Consider the following 23,238-nt stretch of genomic DNA (forward strand, 5'->3'; position numbering starts at 1 on the left):
GGTCCTCGTTGGACAGGGGAGAGTCTTTTACTAACTGCTTCCGAATTGAAAAATGTCATGTCCGGCCCGTCTTCTACATTCTATCAGGACTTTTATTTCACAATATTCCAAGGTGCATATTTCCTGAACAATGGAGGAATACTAGCAGAAAAGTTAAAAGGGGAGTTCCTCCATGATGGAATTCAGCCTGTGGAAGCAGTTGAAGAAGAGAATCCGCCGCCGCCGCCGCTCCTTGTGGACGCTTGGCTCTATGCTCGTCCTGGTTAGTATATCGGCACTATCCGAAGACGTTTATGCTGCTAGCCTTCAGGATAGCAGCGGCTCCATGAACATAGCCAGGGTCGATGTCTCCCGAATGCTGCCGGAGACGCATGGAGAGAGTGAATCCCCTCCTGCTGCCAGCAGCAGTGTCATCAAGCTTCTGGCTGAGCATCAGGGGCAGGTGGAGGTTTGGCTGCATCGGACGTATATATGCGGTGAGGAGACGTCTTCACTTGGAACAGCGGATGCCCGAGCAGTTCTTGGGATGCTTAAACAACATCCGGAATGGACGGCGGTTACAGGTAAAAACAGTACGGTTGTGATGGAGCAGCGGATGGATGACTTGTCAGAAGCTTGCAAAAGCCATGCCTATATTGGAATAGACAAGGATGGCAACCTCACATTATTCGATGGGCCGCCGAAAAAAGAGAAAGTCATGCGGACCTTTTTTCAGCTTGATGTTAACTACATGGAGAGCAGTCTACCCAAGGAGCGAATGGATGAATTATTGAACGGTATACGGATAAGCGATCTGGACGGATACAACAGCGTGTTGTCCACATTCAGCGACTATGCACTGGACGAAAGCGAGAAGGTCATGAAGTCCACTTATTGAACTAGAGATGAAGCAGGACGTGCGTGGGTTGCCGCATGTCCTTTTTTGTGTGCATATGAGATTCCGGTGAAAGACAAAACGCGTGTTCTCATTCCGCTTATCATTTGTTATAATGGGAGGTAGGCAAAAAAGGCCAATTGACTGGCATGAGGAGAGATTAGGCCTTGCGTGTATTAGGAATCGATCCGGGAATCGCCATTGTAGGATTCGGATTCATCGATAAAATAGGACATAAACTTGTTCCCGTCCAGTATGGCTGCATTGAAACCAAGGCACATACTCCCCAGGAAGAGCGGTTATTGCAGGTGTATGAGTCGACTTGCTCGCTCCTTGACAAATATGAGCCGGATACTGTAGCGGTCGAGAAGCTTTTCTTCAACCGGAATGTGACAACAGCCTTTGCGGTTGGCCAGGCGCGCGGCGTTATCATACTGGCTGCCGCGCAGCGGGGACTGCCGGTTTCCGAATATACACCGCTGCAGGTGAAGCAGGCGGTTGTGGGTTACGGGAAGGCGGAGAAGCGCCAGGTGCAGGAGATGGTCAAGATGCTGCTGAAGCTCAGCGCAATCCCGAAGCCGGATGATGTTGCCGATGCGCTGGCCATCGGAATTTGCCATGCCCATTCATCCGTGCTTACCGCCAAAATTAACGAGGTGACACGCCGATGATCGATTTTGTGAAAGGCCGCGTTGTTCATCTGGATGCTGAATATGTGGTTATTGATGTCCGGGATATCGGATACCGTGTCTATACGCCCAATCCTTACGCTTTTGCGGCAGGAGATGAGAGTGTAACGGTTTATACCCATCATCATGTCAGAGAGGATGCTATACTGCTGTTCGGGTTTCAAAGCCGCGAGGAGCAGGCGATGTTTCGCAGGCTCCTGGAGGTTTCCGGGATCGGGCCGCGCGTGGCATTGGGGATCCTCGCGGGAGGACGTCCGGAGACAATTATCGCCGCCATCCAGCAGGAGAATGTAGCTTTTCTGATGAAGCTGCCGGGAATCGGGAAGAAGACAGCGCAGAGGATGATTCTGGACTTGAAGGATAAGCTTGCTTCCGTATCTCCGGGATTCGGCGTTAACGGAGGCTGGTCGCTTGAAGAGGACTTTGCTCCAGCAGCTGGTGCAGGTGAAGGCGGTAAGGTTTGGCAGGAAGCACGTGAAGCCCTTGGCGCGTTGGGCTATACGGCGGCTGAGCTTGACAGGGCCTGGACCTTGCTGCAAGGCACGGCAGTTCCGGACGAGACAGTAGACGCGCTTATGAAAAGAGCGCTGCAGCAGTTGTTTAAAGGTTGAGGGGAAGGAGGCAGGCGTGAATGGATGATCGGATAATTTCCGCTAACCTCATGATGGAAGACCAGGCGGTGGAGCTTAGTTTGCGTCCCCGTTACCTGGCTGAATATATTGGCCAAACGCAGGTCAAGGAAAATTTGAAAGTGTTCATCGAAGCCGCCAAACTGCGCAAGGAAGCGCTCGATCATGTGCTTTTGTATGGTCCCCCGGGGCTTGGCAAGACCACGCTCTCCAACATTATCGCCAATGAGCTTGGAGTAAATTTGCGGACGACGAGCGGCCCTGCGATCGAGCGTCCCGGCGATCTTGCCGCATTGCTTACGAATTTGCAGGAAGGCGATGTGCTGTTTATCGACGAGATCCACCGTCTCCACCGGAGTGTTGAGGAGGTGCTGTACCCGGCGATGGAGGACTTTGCGCTGGATATTATGATCGGCAAGGGACCAAGCGCCCGCTCTGTCCGGCTGGAGCTGCCGCCCTTTACTCTTATTGGTGCTACCACAAGGGCAGGATTGCTCTCTGCGCCTCTGCGGGACCGGTTCGGAGTGACCAGCCGACTGGAATTCTACAATGTTGATGAGCTTGCTTACATCGTCAACCGCGCTGCGGAAATATTAGGAGTGAGTGTGATTGGCGAGGCGGCCGGGGAGATTGCGACGCGCTCGCGGGGGACGCCGCGTATTGCCAACAGGCTGCTCAAGCGGGTGCGCGATTTTGCGCAGGTGCGCGGGGACGGGATTGTCACCCATAAATTGGCGCAATCCGCACTTGGTCTGATCCAGGTTGATGCGCTGGGGCTTGATCAAATCGATCACAAAATGCTCCGTGCCATGATTTCCAATTATCGCGGCGGTCCGGTGGGTCTTGACACCATTGCCGCTACAATCGGTGAGGAGAGTCAGACGATAGAGGATGTATACGAGCCTTATTTGATGCAAATCGGATTTCTCCAACGTTCTCCGCGCGGCCGCATCGTCACACCGCTCGCTTATCTTCACCTTGGTCTGCCTGTGCCGCAGCGTTTTACGGGTGATGAGGAGAGTTAGCGGCAGCCATAAGCATGTGTTCGTTCGTATGCCTGCAATGACCCTTTGATATGGAGTATAAGGGGTAGTTTGGCTGAAGGAACAAAGGAGGCGGTCTTCTCGGATGGGGAAGCGCGTGAAGGACAATGAAGGCGAGAGGCTTATCGTTTTGTATGACGGTGTATGCAATTTGTGCTTGACCAGTGTGCGGCGAATGAAGGAGCTGCGCTCCTCGGCGGATTTGAGGTTTATCTCCATCCAATCCCTCGAAGAGAGCGAGGAGGAGATTGCAAGCATTCAATCATTCCCCCGCGAACAACTGCTCTCCAGGCTTCATGTCATTGATCAGGGCGGGGCTGTCTATGCAGGAGCAGATGGTATAGTTCGTATTCTGCGTACTGTCCGTAATTTGAAGTGGGTGGCTCTTCTCTACCGTATACCGGGTATGCGGGGATTGGCTGATTACTTGTACAGATATATTGCTGCAAGACGTTATGACTGGTTTGGCAAAGCAGACGATGGCTGTACGAATGGGTCGTGCACCCTGCCGAGGCGTGAATAAGCATAAGGGGGATGAACGGCATATGAATGTCATGCGTGCAGGCTCTGATAAGAAGGCTTCGGGATCAAAAGGTCCCAAAGCAGGCTACAAATGGGCCGTTACTGCAATGCTTTCAACACTTGTATTTCTGCTGGTTGCTGCTGCACAGCCAGCTCAGGGAGCGGTTACGTCACTGGATACCATTCGGGTGGGGCTGTTCCTGGATGTTCCGGGCAAATATACGCTGAATACGGCGACAGCCACAGTCTCCTCCGCAGCCCCGATCCAGGTGGGCTTGAGGCAGCCTTCGGGCGTTACGCCATTGTTTCAATCATCCGCTGGAGAGTCGATCCGCTTTACTCTGGACGACTATAAGCCGAAGGTGCTTGAGACCGGCGACTTCCAGACGGCGCTCAGTGCCGCCAAACGGTTGAAAGCAATAGGCGGAACACCGCTGCTGACTTCCCTATTCAAAAGCAACGGAACAGTATATCAGGTTCTTGAAGGTACATACACAACAGCAGCAGCAGCGCGCACCGCCAGTGAGAAATGGCAGAAGGACGGCACAATCGCTGCTCTGGGAGGACAAGCCAAGCCGGATATCACCGGCCCTCTGCATGCTGAGGCAGGCTCGTTTAACACCCGGGAAGAAGCTGCGGCTGCGGCGAAATCGTTCGGAGCAGCGGGTATTGACGCGTTCGCAGCAATCAAATCTGTTGGAGGCGCAGCGGGTTCCTACACTGTCATTGTCGGTGCTGCTGCTGATTCGGCCGCATTGGACTATATCAAAGCGCAGGCTGCCGCAGCGGATAACGGCTTGCCCCTGACCGCAACCGATCCCGCTGCCGCTTATGTCATTATCCGCAATGATCATACCATCTCGGAAGCGGCCGCCGCGCCTCAGATGCTGTATTCTGTCCCGATGGCCGAATCGAAGTTGTGGTTGTCCACATCAGCCTCCAGCGGAATTAAACTGACAGAACGATATAACCGCAGCTACCGGGGGCAAATTGAGCTGAGCGGAGTCAACAATAAGCTGACCGTTATTAATGAACTGCCCTTTGAACAATATCTGTACGCTGTTGTAGGAGCGGAAATGCCGGCCTCCTGGCCTGCCGAAGCACTCAAATCGCAAGCGGTGGCTGCCCGCACCTATGCCTTGTTCCAGGGCTTTAAATTTCAGGTTGCGCATGTTGTGGATACGACGCTAAGCCAGGCTTACGGTGGAATTGGTTCGGAGAAGCCCACAACAATTGCCGCAGTGGATGCAACCAAAGGTGAGGTTCTTACGTATAACGGGAGCGTAATCGAAGCTTTGTTCTCTTCCAGCGCAGGCGGACAAACAGCTGACTCCATGGAAATATGGGGCAATGATGTCGGCTACCTGAAGACGGTAACGAGCCCGGATGAATCCTCCGAGAAGGGACTCAAGCATTGGCAACGCGCCGTCCTTCCGACAGGAGTGGTCGGTTATATCCGCGAGGATCTGCTGGAAGAGACGGGGGAGAAGAATGCAGCGGGCCAGCCGCTGATGCGGGTGAATGCCGACTCCGTCCAGGTCAGACCCTCCCCATTATTGGATGAGAAGGCAGCACCCGTGGCTCAGGTATCCAAAGGTACTTTGGTTACGGTCATTGAGACCGTAACTGAGTCCAACCAGATGTCGTGGATCAGGGGACCCTATACTTCCGACGCGCTGTTGGCGTTCATGAAGGGCAAGGTTCCAATCGCGGTGAGCGGAGCGGTCAAGACGTTCGAAGTGAGCCAGAAAGGTCCATCCGGACGTCCAACCGAGATTCTGGTCAATGGTCAGAAGGTGGATGTGAAAACACCAGACTCCTACCGTTCCGCTTTTGGAGGGCTGCCGAGCACGTTGTTTACCATTGACCAAACCGCGCGCTTAACGATTGCAGGCGCCAGCGGCCGGGTCAGCGAGAGGCCGGCGGAAGGCGGCATGCTTATGGCCTCGGGCAGCTCCCAAACGAAGGAGTTGAGCGGCAATATATTCGTTCTGAGCGGTGATGGTACGGTGAGAGCGGCAACTACGGAACCGGCGTTCCGGTTTGTCGGGCACGGAAACGGGCATGGCGTGGGTTTATCGCAATATGGCGCTTTGGGACTTGCGGGATCAGGGTATGACTACAAATATATTTTGCAATACTACTTTAAAGATGTAACGATCATGAAGGAATGAGAAATAACAGATGAATGTAGATGATTTTGATTTTGAACTGCCGGAATCGCTTATTGCCCAGACACCACTAGCGGATCGTACCGCTTCCAGGCTGCTGAGCCTCTCTGCCGGGACAGGCGTTATCGGCCATCACCGTTTTGTAGACCTGCTGACGATGCTGGTCCCCGGAGACACCATTATACTTAATGATACGAGAGTAATGCCGGCCAGACTCCTGGGAATCAAGGCGGATACAGGAGCCAAAGCCGAGCTGCTTCTGTTGAAACAACTGGCCGGAGACCGATGGGAGACCTTGGCCAAGCCGGGCAAACGGTTAAAAGTTGGCGCAGAGCTGATTTTTGGCGAAGACAGCCAGGGCCAGCCTCTTTTGAAGGCTACGATTATTGGCGAAGGCGACATGGGAGCCAGGATAGTTGAATTTCATTACGCGGGCATCTTTAACGAGCTGCTCGACCGCCTTGGCGAGATGCCGCTGCCGCCGTACATCAAGGAACGGCTGGATGACCGTGAGCGGTATCAGACCGTGTACGCGAAGCATGAAGGCTCAGCCGCCGCTCCTACGGCAGGGCTGCATTTTACGCAATCGCTGCTGGAGCAGATAACGGCAAAAGGCGTTCATATTGCCTATATAACTCTGCATGTCGGATTGGGCACGTTTCGGCCTATGTCGGTGGAACGAATCGAAGAGCATACGATGCATTCGGAATATTATGAATTAGGCCGGGAGACAGCTGCTGTGCTGCAGGCGGCGCGTGAGCGCGGCAGCCGGATTATAGCGGTGGGAACTACCTCGGCGCGGACGCTGGAAACAGTGGCCAGCCGCTTTGAGGGAGAACCGATACGCGAGAGCAGCGGATGGACGGATATTTTCATTTATCCCGGCTATGCCTTCAAGCTTGTCAACGCGCTGCTGACCAATTTTCACCTGCCGAAGTCAACGCTTGTCATGCTGGTCAGCGCGCTTGCAGGGCGCGAGGCGGTGATGAGAGCTTATCAGGAAGCAATTGATCGAGAATATCGCTTTTTCAGCTTTGGCGATGCGATGTTTATCTACTAGGAATGGACGAGAGCAAATTGGCGATTACTTACGAATTGATTAAAACCTGCAAACAGTCCGGAGCCAGGCTCGGAAGGGTGCATACTCCCCATGGAGTCATTGAGACACCGGCATTTATGCCGGTTGGCACTCAGGCAACGGTCAAGACGATGAGTCCTGAAGAACTGAAGCAGATGGATGCCCATATTATACTGAGCAATACCTATCACTTGTTTATTCGCCCAGGACATGAAATTGTCAGGAAAGCCGGCGGATTGCATAAGTTTATGAACTGGGACCGGCCTATTTTGACAGACAGCGGCGGATTTCAGGTATTTAGTTTGAGCAACATGCGTAAAATCAAGGAAGAGGGTGTGGAGTTTCGCTCCCATCTGAACGGGGACAAGCTGTTTCTCTCTCCGGAGAAAGCGATGGAAATCCAAAATGCACTGGGCTCCGACATTATGATGGCTTTCGACGAGTGTGCTCCTTATCCAGCCGAATATGATTATGTGAAGAAATCGCTGGAACGGACCACCCGCTGGGCGGAGCGTTGCCTGGAGTCCCATGCAAGACCTCAGGACCAGGGTCTTTTCGCTATTGTTCAGGGCGGCATGTTTGAAGATTTGCGCCGCCAAAGCGCGACCGAGTTGACTTCCATGGATTTCCCGGGGTATGCTATTGGTGGGCTTAGCGTTGGAGAACCGAAGGATATGATGTATAACGTGCTTGAATGTACGGTTCCGCTGCTTCCAGCCGGGAAACCCCGTTATTTGATGGGAGTAGGATCACCGGATGCTCTCATTGACGGTGCGATCCGCGGAATTGATATGTTCGATTGCGTTCTGCCGACCCGTATTGCGCGTAATGGTACAACCATGACAAGCAGTGGAAGACTTGTTATACGAAATGCCAAGTATGCCGAGGATTTTGGGCCGCTGGATCCGGAGTGTTCCTGCTACACCTGTAAGAATTATTCCCGTGCATACATACGCCATCTTATTAAGGCGGAGGAAACGTTCGGTATCCGGCTTACGACGATCCACAATTTGCATTTTCTACTGCAGCTCATGAGGGACGTTCGCGAAGCAATTATGGAAGACCGGCTGCTCGATTTCCGGGAGACCTTCTTTGCTCAATACGGTCTGTTTGAGAACACCAAAGGATTTTAAGGAAAGGGGTGAAAGAAAATGACAGGATTAACATCTATTCTGCCATTTGTACTGATGTTTGCGGTTTTTTATTTTCTCCTTATCCGTCCGCAGCAGCGCAAATCCAAACAACGCAGCAACATGCTGAGCCAATTAAAGAAAGGCGATAAAATCGTCACGATTGGCGGCATGCATGGAACGGTCTTGGAACTTAGCGATGATATCGTGGTATTGCGTGTAAATGACGCGACAAAAATTACCTTCGACCGCAGTGCGGTGAATAACATTGTAACCGCCAGCGCACCAGTCTCACTTGATAAGAAAGAAGAGTCAGCTACATAAATAAACAGCCTTCTTGTCAATAAAAGGCCGGCATCTGAAGAGGTTTCTTTCCTCTATCAGCTGCCGGCCTTTTCAATTGGAATTAAGAGATTCAAATGAATATATTCCAGTGGGCGTGGGAAGGATTTTAGGATTCCAGAGTGATAAAATACCAATGGCTTTCTGGATGAATGGGAATTTGCGAGACGATGTTAAGTCCGCTGACATGAGCCAAATCCGTGAGCTCTTCCCGGGTCAGTATTGGAAACGGTTTCTGCTGGGCAGGCGTGAGACTGTTGAAGGCATCTGAAAATTTTTTACCGCGAGAGGCTACATGAAGTGGAGTGATGATGGATACCGAGCCGTCTCCAGCCAGAAATCCGCTTACCTTCTCAAGCATCCATTTGCGGTCCCGGGGTTTGACCTGATGCAGAACGTTATTCAGCATGACCAGATCTACCGGCTCTTTGGGACCCTTCCAGCTGCGAAAATCTCCCTGCACCAGTTCAATTCTGCCATGGTACTGACGTCTTGTTCCTTTTAAGGACTTGCCAATTAAAGAACGATTTTGCTCGATCCCGATTAATTTAAGTCTTCTGTCCCTTTTAGCCAGTTTTTTCAGATAGGTGGCGCGGCCGCAGCTGATGTCCAGAATGGTTTTGGCTCCCTGCCTGCGCACCCATTGCAAGATTTTTGGGTAGGCGAGCGTCTCCAGCAGAGAGGAAAAAGAAGTCGATAATGATTTGGAATATGTATGTGTGCTTTTAGAAGAGGCTGTCAACAGGTCCGGGAAGCGCAGCAGCGTCGGAATGTGGATCTCCATCATTTCCTCCAGCCAGTGTCCTATCGATTCGTTGCTTTCGCTTGAAGCATACTGCCGCATGATGGAGCTCGTCATATAGATATCCCCGGTTTTATGCAAATGCCCGACTTCAATCCCCACATCAGCCCACTGCTGAAGCAGCAGAGGATCCAGCCCATAGCGTTCGGCAATATGGGCAATGGTGCCACCCTGAGAGAACCGGTCAAACAGCTGGGCGGTATAGCCAACATAAGCATGCCAGCTCGAGATGAAGGAGGTATTTTGTTTTGCCCATTTTTTGGCCTGAAAATGGCGGTTCCATTCAATTATGTGCTCTATCATGAGAGCACCTCCTATTGTGCGTAGTTGATGAATTGCTTGGTTGTTGTGACCCAAATCTTCTGGATCGAATAGTTCTTTTGTTCGATGCAGGAGAGCATCATAGAAATAAATACCGCCATTTAGCCGAGTTGAAACGGGGACTGAAGTAGGGGAAGTATGTTCCTTCAGGACTTTCTGGAAGTCAAAACAAAAAACACGCTCCGGCTGCAAGAGCCGGGCGTGCGGTGAAAAATGTGCGTGAAATCAGTTTCAGTTTCATTCCTCACGAACGAAACTGACATTTGCGGATCCAGGTGCTGGCGAAGCCTCGGGTCTTCTTTTGCGATTTTCGGATGGATCTTTGATCGCGCTGAACTTCATGCCGAGCGTCGAGGCCGCAAGGCCAAGTAGCAACCCTCCGCACATATCGATGAGCCAGTGGATACCCAGGTAGAAAATCGCAAAGATCACGACAACCGCGCTGATGCTGCAGAACCAGGCCCAGCGTTTGTTGCCTGAGCGTATAGCCAGAATGGCAAGCGTTACGGATATGGAGGTGTGCAGGCTTGGGAAGCAATTATTTATTCCGGATAAAGCCCGGTATTGAGTCTCGAAGTGAGGAAAAGCGTCAAGCATTAAAAACTGTACAGTCGGATCATGCGCCCAAACCTCATTGACAGGGAAATATAAATAAAACGGGATAGCTACAAGATAGTTCAGCATGATCGCGTAGCATAACGCGTAGAACATGCGCCGGGTTTTTTCCTGATACGTATAAAGACCGATTGAAGTGATGAGCAGCGCTTGAAATACAACGACATACATCATCGCCAGTACAGTCGTCAAAATATCATTTTTAAAAAAATGCTGCAGGTTGCCCACAAAATGACCTTCGATTGATTGAAAAAAAGTAGCGAAATCATGAGTGTTTATCATATTTTGTTCGATAGAAAGCTCATATTTATTGAAAAATAAAATGAGCATCATTGCTGCAAAATGAAGCAGGTATTTGCGGTTCGTCGCCAGCTCTTTCAGAAATAATCCGCCGATGCGGAGCGGGTTGCTCAAAGAACCATACCCCAATAAAATGACAACCACAATCGTGGTGTAGATGGCAACGGTTGTCATATTGTTGAACAGAATCATCGTATTTACTTTCCCCCCAAAAAACGGTTTCTATGGATGCGATTCAGTATAGCATATTTTAAGGGGGAGACTGCATGTTCAAAAACTGTTCACGAATTAGATGTATTCGCTCAGGAGCGTTTGGCATTTACGCCTACCATTCCGCCGACCATGCCGCACAGAAGCGTTTCCAGAAGCATGATCAAGGTTCGTCCGCTGACTCCCGTATTGGAAGCCATGAAGCTGATAAACAGCACCAGCACCGCATAGAAAAGACCCAGCATTCCGCCTGAATACCAGCCGCGGCGTCCGGATCTCCGGCCTGATACGAAGCCGCCGGCGAGGGCTGCGCAGCCATGGACGATCATACTGTAGGAAGGCAGCTCGCTTTCCTGCATGCTGCCCCATCTTAACAATGCCGACAGGAGCAGGGCTCCGGCAGCCAGCCAAATCCCCGCGTACAGAAGTCCCGAGAGCATGGGCGATTTCATATGCACATTAGGAACATTTTTCATTGGATTCATTCCGTGCAGCCTCCTTAAGAATTATAGCGATGCTTTCCTTCCACGGATGACATGCTGCCAGAGAATCATTTTATACCCGGGAAGGACAGGTTAAAACTTTTCGTTACTAAACATATGGTCAAGCTGACAAGAATAGTACAAGTCGAGCGGTAATATTCCAATTGTGGCAATGAAGATTCCATGGGGCAGAATTTGGGGCAGGAGATGAATATAACCAACCCTTTTGGACGTATGACCCCGCACATGGAAGGTGACAATACTCCTTAGAACTTTGGGAGGACGTGATCTGATGGACCTCTGGATTCTTGCGCTCCGTACCGTTTTGATTTATTTTGTGGTCTTTCTGACCTTGCGTTTCATGGGGAAAAGAGAGATCGGCCGGTTGTCAGTCTTTGATCTTGTGATCTCTGTCATGATCGCGGAAATTGCGGTCATTGTTATTGAAGACACGTCAAGACCGATGATGGAAGGCTTGCTTCCGATGGCCGTACTGGTCATCATCCAGATTGGGATTGCATTAATCACCTTGAAAAGCCACACGCTTCGCACATGGTTTGATGGTAAGCCCTCGGTCGTTATTCAGGGAGGCAAGCTGGATCGCGAGGCCATGAAAAAGCAGCGATACAATCTGGATGATCTCATGCTGCAGCTTCGGGAAAATCAGATATCTTCTGTTGCCGATGTTGAATTCGCGCTTCTTGAACCAAGCGGCAAATTATCCGTCATCGAAAAAGAGAATCCGCAGCCGGATGAACCGGATGCCAACAACCGGCAAGATTCCGAATGGGCCAAAAAATCAACGCCGCCGAAGCCTTTTCCCAAAAATTTCAGATTCGAATCCTTGCCTGTTGCCTTGATCATGGACGGCAAGCTGCAAACCGATAATTTGGAGAGTATGGGCAAAGACCGTTTCTGGCTTAATAACCAACTGCGCCAGAATGGCGTGTATGATATGAAGAAAATATTTCTCTGCACCATTGACCACAATGGCAAGCTGTATATCGATGATGGCCGCAAATAAGGACCGTTCTTTCTCTCCCCGGATGAGAAGGAGCGATCCTTTTTTCTGCCCATTCCTCTTTAGGATTTAGATATTATTTAGCGGAACCACCTTCCGATCAGGGGGAGCCGGGCGGCATCATAACGGTCAATAATGCGAAGCTTAACCATTAGAATCAAATATACCAAAACGCCAAGGAGGCAGGCTGCGGTCATGTTTTGCCATAATGCTGGCAGGGTTTGTTGATTCATCATCCAGAGGGAGACAGCCCCCATGATAACCATTGCCGCTCCGACCTTCAGGAAGTCCATAATGTTCATCCGGAATTTGACAAAACGCATAACACTGAATGCATGAAGCAAAGTGACCAGAACGATATTGATATTGATGGCGATCAGAGCACCATAGATGCCAAGCTCAGGGTCAGAAGCTAATTTGATAATAAGGAGAAGCTTGACCACTGCGCCAATGAATGTATTCATAAGAGCTGTACCTGGCTTCTCCAACGCCTGGAGCGCAGCCTGGAGCGGAGCCTGCATGTAAATAAAGAGACCGATTGGCGCCATCCACTTGAGCATGGGGGCAATTTCCGCATGATTGTACAGCAGCCGGCAGATCGGTTCGGCGAACAGGGCCATCACCACGACGAAGGGGGCGCCAGTGACCAGGGCCAGCCGCATCGATTGGTGAAGCCGCTTATGGATTGTCGTCCAATCTCCTTTGGCTGCTGCTTCAGAAAGCGAGGGAATCAGAGAAACAGCCAGCGAGTAAGTAAGCGCCGTCGGCAGAAGCAGGATAGGGATGATCATTCCCTGCAGGGCGCCATACTGGGCAGTTGCAATGCCGGTTGCGATACCCGCGGCTGCGAGCGCACGAGCGGTGAAAATGGATTCGAGCAGGTAGGAGAAGGAGCCGATCATTCTGCTTGCCGTCACGGGGACGGACAGATTGATGAGCCGCAGGATTGGTTTTTGACTATCGCTGCCCATTATTGGCTGGCCGGGCTGATAGGCGGCTTCCAGACTGTCTGCCGCTTCATGCTGCGGGGCGGAGGATTGCCGGCGCTTGTCCCGGACATACTGCCAGACTAATACCGCCAATCCCATAATTTCACCAGCAACGACGCCGATCATGGCGCCTGCCGCCGCCCATGCCAGACCGTAAGGAAGCAGCCAGCTTGCAAACAGGAGTACAAAAACAATACGGAAAATCGTTTCGACGGTCGTGGAAATCGCGGTTGGAATCATATTTTGTTTGCCTTGAAAATAGCCCCTGTAAACGGAAGAAATCCCGATTATGAGAAGGAGGGGGGTCATCATGAGAAAGGTCTGATAAACGCGCTGGTCTGTCATCAAATGCTTGACCATCCAAGGGGTAAGCAGAATAAAGGAGACTGTCAGCACGCAGGACAGAGAAACCACCAGTCCCATTGCCGTCCGGAAAATTTGTTTTACGCGTCTATGATCGCCTTGTGACTCCGCCTCGGCAATCCATTTGGCGATTGCCAGGGGAATCCCGCCTGTTATAAGGGTAAGAAGCACGATCAGGAAAGGGTAACCGAGCTGGTATAGGCCCACGCCCTCCGCTCCGATGATTCGCGGCAGCGCAATACGGGGAATGAACGCAAGAATGCGATTCACGACCCCGGCAGCCAGCAGGATAAGAGCCCCTTTGATAAACGTTTGCTTGGTCACGGTCGTTCCCTCTTTCCTCCACGATTAATGGACGTGCTTAAGTGAATGACAGCATGCAGACGCTAACCTGTCCTGTCTTCATGTTTATGCGAGGCATGTCCGTTTCCATGCAGCCAATTTTGAACCTGCAGCAGGAATTCAGGGGCTAAGCGGCGAATATAAGGAGCAGCAGAGAAAGAAAGCAGGAAGTGCGAAAGGAGTTGTTCCCTTGACAACGGATAATAATCTTTTATTGACTGATGACGATAAGCCGATGACAAGTGAAGAATGGGTGAGCTCGATTGAATCGCTGTGTCAGAGCAAAGCGGAAGAGTTCAGGCTTGTGGGCTACGAATATGTTTCAGGCAAGGATATATGGGAATGTGTCAGTGAGAAATACGCCAAGACCGGAGAACCGATGATGCACCAGGTGGTAAATGACATTTTGTCGCTCAAGGTAACGAAATTCATGAACTTTATGACCATCAGCGCCTATAAAGGAACCCATTTTTAAAAGAGGGGCTCTTTTTTTTTTGACTCGTTTTTGCACCATCGTTATAATAGGAATATTGACATGAGAATTTAAGGGGGAACTAAGGGTATTATGAACCGTCGTCTGCTAGCATTTGTGCTCATCGTCGTCGTATCCGTCGGCGTCGTAGCAGCAACTAGCCCTATGATCATTGACAAGGTCAGGCTGGGTCTTGATCTGAAGGGTGGATTCGAAATTCTGTACGAGGCACAACCGATTGAAGCAGGTGGAAAGGTTACCAAAGAGTCCTTGACCGAGACAGCCAAAAGTCTCGAACAGCGTGCAAACGCAACGGGGGTTGCTGAGCCTGACGTAACAACTGAAGGTTCAAACCGGATTCGCGTCAAGATTGCAGGAGTCACCGATGAGAATAAAGTACGTGATATTCTCAAGAAACCGGCTGAGCTTACTTTCCGCAGTGCCCGCGGCTGTGCTGACGACGCAGGCTATTGCAATGTGGAGCTTCAAGGGAACGAGTTCAAACAAAATGGGGCGGATATCCGCCAAACCAATTTGAACCAGTATGAGATATCCATAAAGATGAAGGATAAAAGCAAATTTGCTGAGATAACCAGAGAAATTGCGAAGCTTTCTCCAAAAAATCAATTGGCCATTTATTTGGATGATACAGAGCTATCAGCGCCTAACGTTGCACAGGAAATCAACAGCGATGAAGCTGTTATAACCGGTGATTACACCCGTGAGGAAGCAACCGATCTGAAGAATACAATCAACCTTGGCGCACTTCCGCTTAAATTGACGGAGAAATATACCCAGAGCGTAGGGGCGACCCTGGGCAAACTTTCCTTGCAGGAAACATTGTTTGCCGGTGCGCTCGGAACGGTGCTTATCCTGCTGTTTATGATGATTTTTTACCGTCTGCCTGGAATTATTGCCAGTGTGTCGATCGTGGTGTTCATCTGGCTTTTGCTCCTGTGCTTCAACTTGATTAATGCGACGCTTACTCTGCCTGGTATTGCCGCCTTTATATTGGGAATCGGGATGGCGGTCGACGCCAACATTATTATGGCGGAACGGATCAAGGAGGAAATGCGCAGCGGCAAGAGCATCATGTCCTCGCATAAGGCCGGTTCCAAAAACTCTTTCCGGACCATTATTGATGCGCACGTAACGACAGGGATTGCAGGGATCGTGCTTTATTTCCTTGGGACAGGCGCTGTCAAAGGCTTTGCGATCATCCTCATCCTGACCATTATTGTGAGTATACTGTCCAACGTGTTCATCTCCCGCTTTCTCCTTTCCCTGCTTATTCGCAGTAACTTGGTGAAAAAACCGGGATATTTCGGAGTCAAGGAGGAGGATATCCGTGCGCTTTAATAAATTTGGTCATGATTCGAACATCAAGTTCGATTTTGTAAAAAGATCCCGTTATTTCTTTATCTTTTCGATTGCCATCACGATATTGGGAATCGCTATGCTCGGCATTTTTGGAATGAATTACGGGGTTGATTTTCGTGCAGGCTCCAGTGTCGATATCGCCGTCAAGAAGGATATGAGTGGACAAAAGGAAGCCATCGAGAAGTTCCTTGCGGATAACGGCCTGGGTCAACCGGCCATAACCGTTGGAGCCAGCCGTGTAACCATGCGCTTTGACACCGTTCTTGACGACGCCAAGGAAAGAACGCTTAAAGATGGCTTTGCTGCGAAATTTGACAAGGATGCATCCGCCGAGGTGAATACGGTTGATGTTGAAATTGCCAAAGAACTGGAACGCAATGCATTAATTGCGATGCTCGTTGCAAGTTTGGGTATCGTGATCTATGTAAGCATCCGTTTTGAATGGCGCTTTGCGCTCGCGGCGATTGTCGCCCTGATGCATGACGCCTTCATCGTAATCAGTGTGTTCTCCATTCTGCAGCTGGAAGTGAATTTGCCGTTCATCGTTGCGGTATTGACCATTATCGGTTACTCCATTAACGATACGATCGTCATATTTGACCGTGTGCGCGAGAATTTACGTTTTGCCAAGATCAAAAAGCCGTCCGATCTGGACGAGCTGGTTAATGCCAGCGTAGGGCAGACGTTCACACGTTCCATTAATACGGTATTGACTGTTGCGGTCGCTGCAATTTGTTTGTTGATATTCGGCAGTGAAGCCATCAAACTGTTCTCACTGGCCATTCTCATTGGACTTGTCAGCGGAGCATATTCTTCGATCTTTATCGCAAGCCCGCTCTGGCTGGTGTTGAAGAAGAAACAAAAACCAAAAACTGCGGTAAAAACGCCAGCCGCTTCATAAGAATATAAGGATTCAATTATTATGATGGCTTAGGAGGCCTCCATGACAGCGAATCAACGTTACGCTAAGGCGGAATCAGCGGCATGGACCGGACTTCTCGGTAATGTCTGCATCGCGGCGGTGAAAGGTGGAATCGGTGCGCAAACAGGCAGTAAAGCATTGCTTGCCGATGCATGCCGCTCCGCCTCCGACGCTGCTTCATCATTTGTCTCTCTTACCGGTATCAGGCGCAGCAGGAGGCTTGGCGCACCCGATGCTCCGGTACCGGCCCTGCAAGGAAAAACCGAGGCAGCATCCGGTGTGATGGCTTCGATATTACTGATGATTGTCGGATTGGAAATCGGTATATCCGCCATAAAATCAATCGCCGACGGGGTGGACAAGGGGCCGGGCTGGCCTGCCGTTACAACAGTCGTGCTAGCTTTTGTCATAAAGGAGCTGTTCTTCCCGATTAAAGAACGCCGCACTGATTTTTATGCTTCATTGGCTGCTCTCGTGGGAACAGGTGCGGCAGCCCTCGGCAAGCCGCTCGATCTGCCGGTGCTCTATTATTTTGACCCCGCGTCATCGCTTATTATTGTGGTGATTGTGTTCTCCAGCGGTTATCGTGTAGCTTCAGCTTCCGTATTGAAAAGCCATTCAAGTGAGATCGAGCCTGCGGATTTGAATGAATTCAAAGCCGCGATTCAGCGGATTGAAGGCGTAATTGCAGTTGAGGAGCTTCGTGTCCGGGAGCATGGGCATTATGTTGTCGGGGACATCGTAATTAGTGTTAATCCGCGCATCTCGGTTTTAGAGGGCAACGAGATTGCCAAGCGGGTCAAATACTTCTTGATGAAGCGGTTCAGTCATGTTACGGATGTATCGGTACATGTTGAGCCCTATGACCCGGGTTATCCATACAAATCCAATCACGATCCGAACCAGGACCATATGCCGACGCTGTTGCAGTAGCAGCAGCGTTTTTTTTGAGCTCATAACGATTTTTCAGTCCCGGTGAAAGGAGGTGTGCATTCTGATCAGATCCAAAACACGTTGGACTATCGCAAAGATTGACGATGAAGGAGAGGAGCGCGCCGCCATATTGGCCCGTGAATTATCCTTATCACCATTGGTCGCAAGACTGCTTGTTCAAAGGGGTTTAGCTGGCGTTGATGCCGCGCGTCAGTTTCTTTATAGCGGTGTAGAGGGCCTGCATGATCCATTTCTGCTGAAGGGGATGGAACAAGCCGTTAAGCGCATCAGGCAGGCGGAGGAACGAAATGAGTATATCCGAATATTTGGCGACTATGACGCAGATGGAGTTTCCTCCACTGCGCTGATGACCTTTTTGTTCCGCAGAATGGGACTGAAGTTCGACTTCTACATACCGCACCGTACCCTGGAGGGGTATGGACTGAATGTAAAAGCGATTGATCTTGCCGCTGAAGCGGGGGTTAAGCTGATTGTGACAGTGGATACTGGAATCAGCGCTGTTGAACAAATCAATCACGCCAATTCGCTGGGGATCGATGTTATTGTGACGGATCACCACGAGCCGCCGCATGTGCTGCCGGATGCATGGTCATTAATCAATCCCAAGCAGGAGGACTGTTCCTACCCGTTTAAGGGCTTGGCAGGTGTAGGCGTGGCGTTCAAGCTGGCACAGGCGCTGCTGGGCGAACCGCCGGTGGAATGGTGCGATGTTGTCGCTCTTGGTACCGTCGCGGATTTAATGCCGCTCACGGATGAAAACCGGGTATTGGTGCGTCTTGGCCTGCTGGAGCTGCGCAAAGGGGATAAGCCGGGCTTCCGTGCTCTTGCGGACGCGGCGGGTATCAAGCTTGCTGATGTCAATTCTACAGACATTGGTTTTGGAATGGCGCCGCGGATCAACGCGGCGGGCCGTCTGGACCATGCGCATCGGGCATTGAACCTGCTTATCGCTTCGGATGACGAGACAGCGGCAGAGGCTGCTTTTACACTGGATACCTTGAACCGTGAGAGGCAGATTATCGTGGAAACCATTGTGAAGGAAGCCGAGCAGCAGTGGGAGGACAAGCGCAGCTTAGCCGCTGAAGCGGGGCAGAAGGAGCCGGCTGTCATCGTACTGGCTTCAGAAGGCTGGAATGTCGGCGTTGTAGGAATTGTAGCGTCCAAGCTGATTGATCGATTCTACAAGCCAACACTTATTCTGAGTATCGACAAGGAAAGCAGGATGTGTAAGGGCTCTGCCAGGTCGATTGCCGGATATGATTTGCATGCCGCGCTGACACGATGCGATGAACTGCTGGACCATTATGGCGGCCATCAGGCGGCAGCTGGCATGAGCCTGCATGCAGACAATCTGGAGCTGCTGGAGTCGCGTCTGTGCCAACTGGCGGATGAATGGCTCACGGAGGAAGACTGGATCCCGGGAACCTTGATTGATATGCCGTGTACAATCAAAGATGCTTCCATGGATGTATTGGAGCAGCTTGGACAGCTTGAGCCGTTTGGAAACGGCAATATGGCCCCTAAGCTGCTTCTGCAAGGGGCGAAGCTTGCGGACCGGCGGGCCATTGGCAGGGAGAGCAAGCATTTGAAGCTGTCGCTAAGCGGCGACGGGAAGCTGCTGGATGCGGTCGGTTTTGGCTTCGGCAAACAGTTGGATAAGCTCTCCGATGACGCTGAGCTAGAACTGGTTGGCGAGCTTTCCATCAATGAATGGAATGGCGAACGCAGGGTGCAGTTCATGGTTGGCGATATGCGGGTACCGCATATTCAGCTTTTTGATCGCCGTGGACAAGCCGGCAGCGATTCGTTCTCAGCTTTGCTCAAGCTGATCAAGGATGACGATCTGGAATCTGTCCTGGTCCTGATTCCATCGCCGGTATGGCTTGAGGCCGTCAGGGAATCGGAATCCGCGGCTCTCCCGGATGGCCTTCGAATGGTCACTTATGAAGATGCTGCAGAAGCTAGCTGGTATTGCTCTAAATTGATTATTCTGGGGAGGCCGCCTTCTGCAGATAAGCTCGCTTCCTCCATTAAGGCTTGCCAAGGGATTGAAAGGGTCTACGCCATGTACAGCGAATCCTTTAACGGCAATGAAGACAAGCCAGGCAGCAAAGCGAAATCTGCCGCATCGCGTCAGGACAAGCAAATAAAACCTGAAACTGCAGCCGTACAGCCATTCTCCCATACGGACCGCAAGAATTTCGGCCACCTGTACCAGACCCTTCGTCGCGTATGTCCAATCAACGAGGATGGCGCAGCGGATCGGCTGTCTGTCATGATGGGTTGGAAGAAAGCGTCTGCCGCTTTCATGCTGAAGGTGTTTCTGGAGCTGGAGCTGATCCATACAGAGAACAATGAGCTCCGGCTTGTCGCCGATCCCGTCAAAAGAGAGCTTGCCCATTCTCCGACATATCGTGATGCGCTGCGGCGGGAGAAGACGGAGCAGATTTTGTTCGCAGAAACCAAAGAGCTTGCCGGCTGGATTATTGAGCAGGCGGAGGAAGTTTTACCGTTATCCATAATAAAAGGAGTGGGCGTTTCATGAATTTTAAGGATTATATTCGGATTATTCCCGATTTTCCACAGCCGGGCATTCGATTTAAGGATATTACAACACTGATAAACAATGGTCCTGTTTACTGCGCGGTTATCGATGCCCTGAAGCAGGCGGTGGCAGACAAGCAGATTGATCTGATTGCCGGACCGGAAGCCCGCGGCTTTATTGTAGGTGCGCCGCTAGCGGTTGCGCTTGGCGTTGGATTCGTACCGATTCGTAAAAGCGGCAAGCTTCCGGGTGAGGTGGTAGAAGCCGATTATGATCTTGAGTATGGCAAAGACAAGCTGGCGATTCACAAGGACGCCATCCAGCCTGGCCAGAGAGTGCTTATCGCAGATGATCTGCTCGCTACGGGAGGAACGATTGCAACGACACTCAATCTGATCGATCAGCTTGGCGGACAAGTAATCGGAGCGGCCTTCCTGATCGAGCTTGGTTATCTGGACGGCCGCAGCAAGCTTGGCGACCTTGATATTTTCTCATTGATGACCTATTGATTCCTTCGAACAGATGGTAAGAAAAAACACCGGAATGATCATGTTCCGGTGTTTTTTCTCAATTTATAAAGTTCATTCCGTATCATTTTATAAGGCTTTCTTCTCATCTATCAACAGTGAGAGTTGACCTTGCTTTTTGTTTTGTGAATGGGGCGAAGGTCTTGCTTTGACCGGCTGCATGAGGTATGCCGCATCATGCTAGTGTATGAAGGGCCTATGTCAGGTCCGGTGGCTCGCTTCACAAGAGGGGCAAGAGTGCCGCCAATGGCTGCCATAGTTGACGCTGAGCCCTGACAGGGGGCATAATAAGGGGAAATAGAAGTCGGGAAGGGACGTTTCATGGGCATCGAGCAGTTACTCAAAATAGCTTCCACCTATATGAAGGAACAGGATTTGCAAAAAATTCAGGAAGCTTATGATTTTGCAGATCAGGCCCATCACGGGCAGGTTCGTAAATCAGGTGAGCCCTATATCCTGCATCCTGTTGCAGTTGCGGAAATTCTCGTCAATATGCAGATGGATGTATTGTCGATAATAGCGGCTCTCCTTCATGATGTGGTCGAGGATACGACCGTCCCGTTGGAAGAGGTCAGGTCCCGGTTTGGCGAGCCATGCGCGGCGGTTGTGGACGGTCTGACCAAGCTGGAGAAGATCCAGTTCCGCTCCAAGGAAGAGCAGCAGAACGAGAATTACCGGAAAATGTTTGTCGCGATGGCGCAGGATATCCGTGTCATTCTTATTAAACTTGCCGACCGCCTTCATAATATGCGCACACTCAAATATCAGTCAGAGGAAGCGCAGCGGCGTATCGCCTATGAGACGCTTGAGATTTTCTGTCCGATCGCGAACCGTCTTGGTATTTCTGCCATCAAGTGGGAAATGGAAGATATCGCGCTGCGCTATTTGAATCCCCAGCAGTATTACCGAATTGCCAATCTGATGAAGAAGAAACGCACGGAGCGGGAGCAGTATATCGCCGACGTCATCGGACGGATCACCGAGAAGCTCGAGGAAATGAATATTGAAGGCGATATATCCGGCAGGCCCAAGCATATTTACAGCATTTATAAAAAAATGACGACGAGAAGCAAGCAGTTCAACGAAATCTACGATCTGCTCGCCATCCGTATTATTGTGGATAATATCAAGGATTGTTATGCCACACTCGGTATTATTCATACGCTTTGGAAGCCGATGCCTGGCCGCTTCAAGGATTATATCGCGATGCCCAAAGCCAATATGTATCAGTCGCTCCATACGACAGTGATCGGACCGACAGGGGAGCCTACGGAGGTGCAGATCAGAACGTGGGACATGCACCGCACATCCGAATTCGGGATTGCCGCCCACTGGGCCTACAAGGAAGGGGCCGTAGTGCCAGGCGGCTATTTCGAGGATAAAATGACGCTGTTCCGTGAAATTATCGAGCTGCAGCATGAGGCCAGCGACGCATCGGAATTTGTCGAATCCCTGAAGATGGATTTCTTTTCCGATCTTGTTTTTGTATTTACCCCAAAAGGGGAAGTCTTTGAGCTGCCGGCAGGTGCGGTACCGCTGGATTTCGCTTACCGGGTTCATACGGAGGTCGGCAACCGTACGATCGGAGCCAAGGTCAACGGACGAATCGTCCCGCTTGACTACAAGCTGAAGACCGGTGACATCGTTGAGATTCTCACCTCGAAGCATTCCTACGGCCCCAGTCAGGACTGGATCAAAATCGCCCAATCCTCTCATGCCCGCAGTAAAATCAAGCAGTGGTTCAAGAAAGAGCGCCGCGAAGAGAATGTGGAGAAAGGCCGAGACATGCTCGAGCGCGAGCTGAAACGTCTGGGGCTGGAGCCCCCGGCATGGCTCAGCGATTCGCAGCTGCAGGAAGCTGCCGCCAAATTCACCTTTAACGATATCGACGATATGCTGTCCGCGATCGGTTTCGGCGGCATCACTGCTGCCCAGATTGTAACCAAGCTGACGGAAAAAATGCGCAAAGAAGCAGAAGAAGCCAATCAAATTGAATTGACGAATGAGAAGAAGGATGTCAAGACCGCACCGGCGCAGCGCAAGACGCGGCCCACCCATGGTGTTACGGTCAAAGGCCTGGATAATTTGCTCGTTCGATTTGCGCGCTGCTGCAATCCGATCCCCGGCGACGATATTATCGGATATATCACCCGGGGCCGCGGCGTATCCGTTCACCGGGCGGATTGCCAGAACATTCCACTCGGTGAAGGCGGCGAGGAAGCGGGACGCGTTATTGAAGTGGAGTGGGAGCAGTCCATTGAGGCCAACTATAGTGTGGATATTGAAATTACCGGCCATGACCGCCGCGGCTTGCTGAATGAAGTGCTTCAGGCCGTGTCGGAGAGCAAAACCAATATTTCCGCGGTGTCCGGACGTTCTGACAAGAACAAGCTGGCCATGATCCACATGACCATCCTGATCCGTAATCTGGAACATTTGCAGTCTGTTGTGGAGAAGATCAAGCGTGTGAAGGATGTGTATTCGGTCCATCGGATCATGCAATAGGTAATGAAGA

At 51.0% G+C, this 23,238-nt stretch carries 21 protein-coding genes; 17 read left to right on the forward strand and 4 right to left on the reverse strand.

Going from position 1 to position 23,238, the window contains the following annotated elements; all coding sequences use genetic code 11:
• Positions 1-172: 172 nt before the first annotated feature.
• The 9 genes from AC0YNV_RS01470 (at position 173) to yajC (ending at position 8,460) form a co-directional block, all read left to right on the forward strand.
• On the forward strand, positions 173-877 hold the full coding sequence (locus AC0YNV_RS01470) for a BofC C-terminal domain-containing protein (protein ID WP_475765252.1): 705 nt from the start codon (positions 173-175) through the stop codon (positions 875-877).
• A 164-nt stretch (positions 878-1,041) separates the two neighbouring features.
• Positions 1,042-1,545, forward strand: a complete 504-nt coding sequence (ruvC, locus tag AC0YNV_RS01475) for a crossover junction endodeoxyribonuclease RuvC (RefSeq protein WP_475765254.1) — start codon at positions 1,042-1,044, stop codon at positions 1,543-1,545.
• On the forward strand, positions 1,542-2,174 hold the full coding sequence (ruvA, locus tag AC0YNV_RS01480; RefSeq protein WP_475765256.1) for a Holliday junction branch migration protein RuvA: 633 nt from the start codon (positions 1,542-1,544) through the stop codon (positions 2,172-2,174). The genes ruvC and ruvA overlap by 4 nt, the downstream gene beginning before the upstream one ends.
• Positions 2,175-2,194: 20 nt before the next feature.
• On the forward strand, positions 2,195-3,217 hold the full coding sequence (ruvB, locus tag AC0YNV_RS01485; RefSeq protein ID WP_475765258.1) for a Holliday junction branch migration DNA helicase RuvB: 1,023 nt from the start codon (positions 2,195-2,197) through the stop codon (positions 3,215-3,217).
• 103 nt (positions 3,218-3,320) lie between these two features.
• Complete coding sequence (locus tag AC0YNV_RS01490) at positions 3,321-3,758, forward strand: thiol-disulfide oxidoreductase DCC family protein (protein WP_475765260.1); 438 nt, start codon at positions 3,321-3,323, stop codon at positions 3,756-3,758.
• Positions 3,759-3,780: 22 nt separating this feature from the next.
• Entirely contained in the window at positions 3,781-5,931 is a 2,151-nt protein-coding gene (locus AC0YNV_RS01495; protein WP_475765262.1) for a SpoIID/LytB domain-containing protein, read from the forward strand.
• Positions 5,932-5,941: 10 nt separating this feature from the next.
• Entirely contained in the window at positions 5,942-6,988 is a 1,047-nt protein-coding gene (queA, locus tag AC0YNV_RS01500; protein WP_475765264.1) for a tRNA preQ1(34) S-adenosylmethionine ribosyltransferase-isomerase QueA, read from the forward strand.
• 2 nt (positions 6,989-6,990) lie between these two features.
• Entirely contained in the window at positions 6,991-8,139 is a 1,149-nt protein-coding gene (gene tgt / locus AC0YNV_RS01505; protein WP_475765266.1) for a tRNA guanosine(34) transglycosylase Tgt, read from the forward strand.
• Positions 8,140-8,157: 18 nt separating this feature from the next.
• The gene (gene yajC, locus AC0YNV_RS01510) at positions 8,158-8,460 is read left to right on the forward strand and encodes a preprotein translocase subunit YajC (RefSeq protein WP_210045674.1); all 303 of its coding nucleotides are present in this window, start codon (positions 8,158-8,160) and stop codon (positions 8,458-8,460) included.
• A gap of 127 nt (positions 8,461-8,587) precedes the next feature.
• Here the strand turns inward: yajC and AC0YNV_RS01515 are convergent, their stop codons facing one another.
• The 3 genes from AC0YNV_RS01515 to AC0YNV_RS01525 form a co-directional block, all read right to left on the reverse strand.
• The gene (locus AC0YNV_RS01515; RefSeq protein WP_475765268.1) at positions 8,588-9,583 is read right to left on the reverse strand and encodes a class I SAM-dependent methyltransferase; all 996 of its coding nucleotides are present in this window, start codon (positions 9,581-9,583) and stop codon (positions 8,588-8,590) included.
• A 255-nt stretch (positions 9,584-9,838) separates the two neighbouring features.
• Entirely contained in the window at positions 9,839-10,708 is an 870-nt protein-coding gene (locus AC0YNV_RS01520) for a phosphatase PAP2 family protein (RefSeq protein WP_475765270.1), read from the reverse strand.
• A 110-nt stretch (positions 10,709-10,818) separates the two neighbouring features.
• Entirely contained in the window at positions 10,819-11,211 is a 393-nt protein-coding gene (locus AC0YNV_RS01525; RefSeq protein WP_210045677.1) for a TIGR04086 family membrane protein, read from the reverse strand.
• Between the two features lie 289 nt (positions 11,212-11,500).
• On the opposite strand from AC0YNV_RS01525, the gene AC0YNV_RS01530 reads away from it, so the two are divergent.
• Positions 11,501-12,232, forward strand: a complete 732-nt coding sequence (locus tag AC0YNV_RS01530) for a YetF domain-containing protein (protein ID WP_475765272.1) — start codon at positions 11,501-11,503, stop codon at positions 12,230-12,232.
• A 77-nt stretch (positions 12,233-12,309) separates the two neighbouring features.
• Here AC0YNV_RS01530 and spoVB read toward each other — a convergent pair whose 3' ends face one another.
• A complete protein-coding gene (gene spoVB, locus AC0YNV_RS01535) occupies positions 12,310-13,905 on the reverse strand; it encodes a stage V sporulation protein B (protein ID WP_475765274.1) in 1,596 nt (531 codons plus the stop codon).
• 253 nt (positions 13,906-14,158) lie between these two features.
• On the opposite strand from spoVB, the gene AC0YNV_RS01540 reads away from it, so the two are divergent.
• The 7 genes from AC0YNV_RS01540 to AC0YNV_RS01570 all read left to right on the forward strand — a co-directional run bounded on the left by AC0YNV_RS01540 (position 14,159) and on the right by AC0YNV_RS01570 (position 23,228).
• Positions 14,159-14,398 (forward strand): post-transcriptional regulator, encoded by a 240-nt coding sequence (locus AC0YNV_RS01540; RefSeq protein ID WP_210045737.1) that lies wholly within the window; start codon positions 14,159-14,161, stop codon positions 14,396-14,398.
• Positions 14,399-14,488: 90 nt separating this feature from the next.
• The gene (gene secD / locus AC0YNV_RS01545; RefSeq protein WP_475765275.1) at positions 14,489-15,754 is read left to right on the forward strand and encodes a protein translocase subunit SecD; all 1,266 of its coding nucleotides are present in this window, start codon (positions 14,489-14,491) and stop codon (positions 15,752-15,754) included.
• The gene (gene secF / locus AC0YNV_RS01550; protein ID WP_475765277.1) at positions 15,744-16,676 is read left to right on the forward strand and encodes a protein translocase subunit SecF; all 933 of its coding nucleotides are present in this window, start codon (positions 15,744-15,746) and stop codon (positions 16,674-16,676) included. The genes secD and secF overlap by 11 nt, the downstream gene beginning before the upstream one ends.
• A 42-nt stretch (positions 16,677-16,718) precedes the next feature.
• Positions 16,719-17,630, forward strand: coding sequence for a cation diffusion facilitator family transporter (locus tag AC0YNV_RS01555; RefSeq protein ID WP_475765279.1), 912 nt, complete (start codon positions 16,719-16,721; stop codon positions 17,628-17,630).
• A gap of 130 nt (positions 17,631-17,760) precedes the next feature.
• Positions 17,761-20,196, forward strand: a complete 2,436-nt coding sequence (gene recJ, locus AC0YNV_RS01560) for a single-stranded-DNA-specific exonuclease RecJ (RefSeq protein ID WP_475765281.1) — start codon at positions 17,761-17,763, stop codon at positions 20,194-20,196.
• Positions 20,193-20,705 carry an adenine phosphoribosyltransferase gene (locus AC0YNV_RS01565; protein WP_210045682.1) on the forward strand — a complete coding sequence of 171 codons (513 nt, stop codon included), beginning with the start codon at positions 20,193-20,195 and terminating at the stop codon, positions 20,703-20,705. Before recJ ends, AC0YNV_RS01565 begins: the two co-directional genes overlap by 4 nt.
• Positions 20,706-21,044: 339 nt before the next feature.
• Positions 21,045-23,228 carry a RelA/SpoT family protein gene (locus tag AC0YNV_RS01570; RefSeq protein ID WP_475765283.1) on the forward strand — a complete coding sequence of 728 codons (2,184 nt, stop codon included), beginning with the start codon at positions 21,045-21,047 and terminating at the stop codon, positions 23,226-23,228.
• The last annotated feature ends 10 nt before the right edge of the window (positions 23,229-23,238 follow it).

The organism is Paenibacillus sp. JT31N11, from assembly GCF_056269285.1.